General features: G+C 62.2%; 5 protein-coding genes. All 5 read left to right on the top strand.

All coding sequences use genetic code 11. The annotated features are described in order from the left end of the window. On the top strand, window positions 1-504 hold a 504-nt coding region (locus PFH44_RS25560), incomplete at its 5' end, for an ATP-binding cassette domain-containing protein (protein WP_283826565.1). After that, the gene (locus PFH44_RS25555; protein ID WP_283826564.1) at window positions 501-1,199 is read left to right on the top strand and encodes a methionine ABC transporter permease; all 699 of its coding nucleotides are present in this window, start codon (window positions 501-503) and stop codon (window positions 1,197-1,199) included. The genes PFH44_RS25560 and PFH44_RS25555, both read left to right, overlap by 4 nt. Next, on the top strand, window positions 1,196-2,074 hold the full coding sequence (locus PFH44_RS25550) for a MetQ/NlpA family ABC transporter substrate-binding protein (RefSeq protein ID WP_283826563.1): 879 nt from the start codon (window positions 1,196-1,198) through the stop codon (window positions 2,072-2,074). The genes PFH44_RS25555 and PFH44_RS25550 overlap by 4 nt, the downstream gene beginning before the upstream one ends. A gap of 170 nt (window positions 2,075-2,244) precedes the next feature. Beyond that, window positions 2,245-3,666: an MFS transporter gene (locus PFH44_RS25545; RefSeq protein WP_041146994.1), complete on the top strand. Its 1,422-nt coding sequence runs from the start codon at window positions 2,245-2,247 to the stop codon at window positions 3,664-3,666. 10 nt (window positions 3,667-3,676) lie between these two features. Further along, window positions 3,677-3,912 (top strand): acyl-CoA dehydrogenase family protein (locus tag PFH44_RS25540; protein WP_349632158.1); only part of this gene is annotated, 236 nt, incomplete at its 3' end.

The following is a 3,912-nucleotide window of genomic DNA, read 5'->3' as shown; positions in this document are numbered from 1 at the left end:
GACCCGCAGGCCACCGCCGCGGTGCTCAATTTGCTTAAGCGCCTGCGCGATGAGTACCGGCTGGCGATCGTGCTGATTACCCACGAGATGGACGCGGTACGCGCGGCGGCGGATGCGGTCGCGGAAATTCGCGACGGCGCGATCCTCCAGTTCGGCGAGGTGAAAGAGCTGCTGGCGCGCCCGGACTCTCTGCTCGGCCAGCAGCTGCTGCCCCTCTCCCCGGTGGCGGCCCGCAGCGATCTGCTGCTGCGCCTGAGCTATCGCTGGGATGTGCCGGTGGCCACCGACTGGATCAGCTGCCTGAGCCAGCAGTTTGCGCTGCAGATTGACCTGCTCGGCGGCCACGTTGAGGTAATCAACGGCCGGCTGGCAGGGCGGCTGCAGGCGGGGGTGCGCTTTCAGGGCGAGCGTCTGTCGGCAGGTAGGATGCTGGCGCTGCTGGCGCAGCTCGGCATCGCGGCCGAGGTCCTCGACGATGCGCCTGAGCTCAGGGAGGCGGTATGAAACCTTCGGTAATCAGCCAGGATACGCCCTGGAGCGAGATCCATACGCTGCTGCTGCCCGCCTACGGCGAAACCTGGCTGATGGTGGCCATTGTGATGCTGTTTGTGGTGACCCTCGGCGGAGCGGTCGGGGTGGTGCTGTTCAACGCTTCGTCACGGGGGCTGTTTCCGCACGGCGCGCTCTACCGGGTGCTGAACTGGGTGGTGAACATGGGGCGCTCCCTGCCGTTTCTGGTGCTGATGGCGGCGATCATTCCCTTCACCTTCTGGCTCACCGGGACCACGATCGGTATCCCGGCCGCGGTGGTACCGATGATCGCCGCCGGAGTGCCGTTTTTCGGCCGGCTGGTGGAGAACGCCCTGCGCGAGCTGCCGGCGGAGGTCACCGCCGTGGGGATCGTCTGCGGCGGTTCGCGCTGGCAGATTATCCGCAGCGCCCAGCTGAGCGAAGCCCTGCCCGCGCTGGTGGCGGCGGTGACGCTCAACCTGGTGTCGATGATCGAATATTCCGCCATTGCCGGCACCATCGGCGCGGGAGGGATCGGGTATCTGGCGGTGGTGTACGGCTACCAGCGCTTCGACAATCACATCATGATCGCCACCATTATCGCGCTGATCGCCACTATCCAGCTGATTCAATTTTTCGGTGACCGCCTGGTCAACAAACTTCGCCACACGCAGGGGATCTCTTCATGACAACAGAACAGTTTGAGTTACGTAAGGCCCGCCGCTGGCCGTGGCTGGCGGCGCTGGTAGTGATTGTGGCGCTGGCCGCCGCCTTCTGGTTGTGGCGGGGGCAGGCCCAGTCGCAGCAGGTGGTGTTCGGCACCACCCTGAAAATTCACTATGAACCGGCGATGGCCGGCGAGCAGCGGATCATTGAGTACATCGGCGAGCATATTGCGCCGGACTATGGCCTGAAGCTGGAGGCGGTGGGGGTACAGGATCCGGTGCAGGCGGACCGCGCGGTGGCGCAGGGGGAGTATGCCGGGACCATCTATCAGCACCAGTGGTGGCTCAAGCAGGTGGTGGACGCCAACGGCTTCGCGCTTTCCACCACGGTGCCGGTGTTCCAGTGGGCCTTTGGGATTTACTCCGATCGCTATAAATCGGTCCAGGATCTGCCTAACGGGGCGACGATCGTGGTGCCGGACGATGGCGCCAACCAGGGGCAGGCGCTGTGGCTGCTGCAGCGTATCGGCCTGATTACGCTCGACCCGGCGGTGGAGCCGCGCACGGCGAAGCTGAAAAATATCGTCGGCAACCCGCATCAGTTTAATTTCAAAGAGCTGGACCTGCTCACCATGCCGCGGGCGCTCAATTCGGTGGATGCGGCAATCGGCTATGTCTCGCAGTTTGATGCCGGGAAGGTGTCGCGGGACAGAGGGATTTTATTCCCGCCGGCGCCGCGCACCTTCGCGTCGCAGCTGGTCATCGGCACGCCTTATTTGTCGCAGGAGAACATCGTCAAATTAAAACAGGCGTTTTCCGACCCGCGAATTCAGACCTGGCTGAAAACCACCGACGATCCGCTGGTGAAAGACGTGCTGGTGCCGGTTTCCGCTGAATAATCTGCGCCGACAGGCATCTCGCAGGACGGGCGAAGGCCCGTCCTGCTGTTGTCGTTTTATTTTGTTAACTTATTGAATATATTGATTTTTATATGCGTTTTTGTTGGTTCCCCTTTATCAAGGGTAGGCCTATAACTGCGATCACCTGCACAACATAATAAGGTGAAAACATGAGTACGCTGTCTGTTGATAATCCCGGCGTGGCCTCCGCGCCGGTGAGTAGCGTCGGGGACGTGGCGCGGCTAATTAATTCGGGCAAGGATCGGGCTAAATATGCGCGGATGATTGTCTTCCTCGCTCTCGGCGGCGTCTTCCTTGACGCCTATGATTTAACCACGCTCTCCTACGGCATTGATGACGTGGTGCGCGAATTTCAGCTGTCGCCGCTGCTGACCGGCCTGGTCACCTCCTCCATTATGGTCGGCACCATTTTTGGCAACCTGATCGGCGGTTGGCTGACGGATAAATATGGCCGCTATTCGGTGTTTATGGCCGATATGCTGTTTTTTGTCGTCTCGGCTATCGCCGCGGGGCTGGCGCCCAACGTCTGGGTGCTGATCGGCGCCCGTTTCCTGATGGGCATCGGCGTCGGTATCGATCTGCCGGTCGCCATGTCCTACCTCGCTGAATTCTCCCGTTTTACCGGCAAAGGCAACAAGGCCTCGCGCCTCGCCGCCTGGTGCCCGATGTGGTACGCCGCCTCGACGGTCTGTTTCCTGATTATCTTCGGGCTCTATTTTGTGCTGCCAAAGGAGCATCTCGACTGGCTGTGGCGCGCCTCGCTGCTGTTTGGCGCGGTTCCGGCGCTGCTGATTATCGCCGTGCGCAGAAAATTTATGAATGAATCGCCGCTGTGGGCGGCAAACCAGGGTGACCTGACCTCGGCGGTGCGCATTCTGCGCGACTCTTACGGCATTGCCGCCCATGAAGCGCCGGCTGAACGCCCCGCGCCGCCGCCGAAGGTGAGCTTTCGCGTGCTGTTTGAAAAGCCGTACCGCGAGCGCACCGTCGTTGCCGGGGTGATGAATATCTGTATCTCCTTTGAGTACACCGCCATCGCCTTTTTCCTGCCGTCGATCCTCGCGCAGTTTCTCGGGGCCGGCGTGTTTGAAACCATCTCCGCTTCGCTGGGGCTGAACGCGCTGTTTGCCTTTACCGGCGGACTGCTGGGGATGCATCTGGCGTGGAAATATCCGTCGCGCCACGTGGCGATTGCCGGCTTCGCGCTGCAGTTTATCGCCCTGATTGTGCTCGCGCTGGTGGGGCAGCCGCAGGCCACCGTCGGCGTGGTGCTGGCGATGGCGATGCTTGGGCTGTGGCTGTTTGCCGAGGGCTTTGGCCCCGGCGCGCAGCTGATGATCTATCCGGCGCTCTCCTATCCCACCGCGATTCGCGCCACCGGCGTCGGCTTCAGCCGGGCGCTCTCCGGGATCGGCAGCGCGCTGGCGCTGTTCGTGCTGCCGTTGCTGCAGGCCTCCCTCGGCACGCAAATGTTCTGGGTGGTATCGCTGGCCGCCCTGATTCCGATCTTCTTCCTGCTTGCGGTTCGCCACGAGCCGACGCGTCACGATATTGACGACAGCCACCATTAAGGAACAGATGATGACACTACTTTCTACTGGTACCGATTACGAACAGCTGGCGGCGGCCTTTCGGCCGATTTTCTCGCGCATTGCGCAAGGGGCGGCCAGCCGCGAGCAGCAGCGCATTCTGCCCGAGGAGCCGATTCGCTGGCTGAAGGAGGCGGGATTCGGCACGCTGCGCATCCCGCGGGAAAAGGGCGGCTGGGGGGCATCGCTGCCGCAGCTGATTGCCCTGCTGATTGAGCTGGCCGGGGC

Origin of the sequence: Klebsiella sp. Ech2A, from assembly GCF_030078455.1 — a bacterium.
GTDB lineage: Bacteria > Pseudomonadota > Gammaproteobacteria > Enterobacterales > Enterobacteriaceae > Klebsiella > Klebsiella terrigena.
This window is presented reverse-complemented; position numbering and strand designations above follow the sequence as displayed.

What these genes read in the sequence shown, in the direction of transcription:
- PFH44_RS25555 (WP_283826564.1), top strand. Translation starts at nt 501, where the DNA reads ATGAAACCTTCGGTAATCAGCCAGGATACGCCCTGGAGCGAGATCCAT.
- PFH44_RS25550 (WP_283826563.1), top strand. Translation starts at nt 1,196, where the DNA reads ATGACAACAGAACAGTTTGAGTTACGTAAGGCCCGCCGCTGGCCGTGG.
- PFH44_RS25545 (WP_041146994.1), top strand. Translation starts at nt 2,245, where the DNA reads ATGAGTACGCTGTCTGTTGATAATCCCGGCGTGGCCTCCGCGCCGGTG.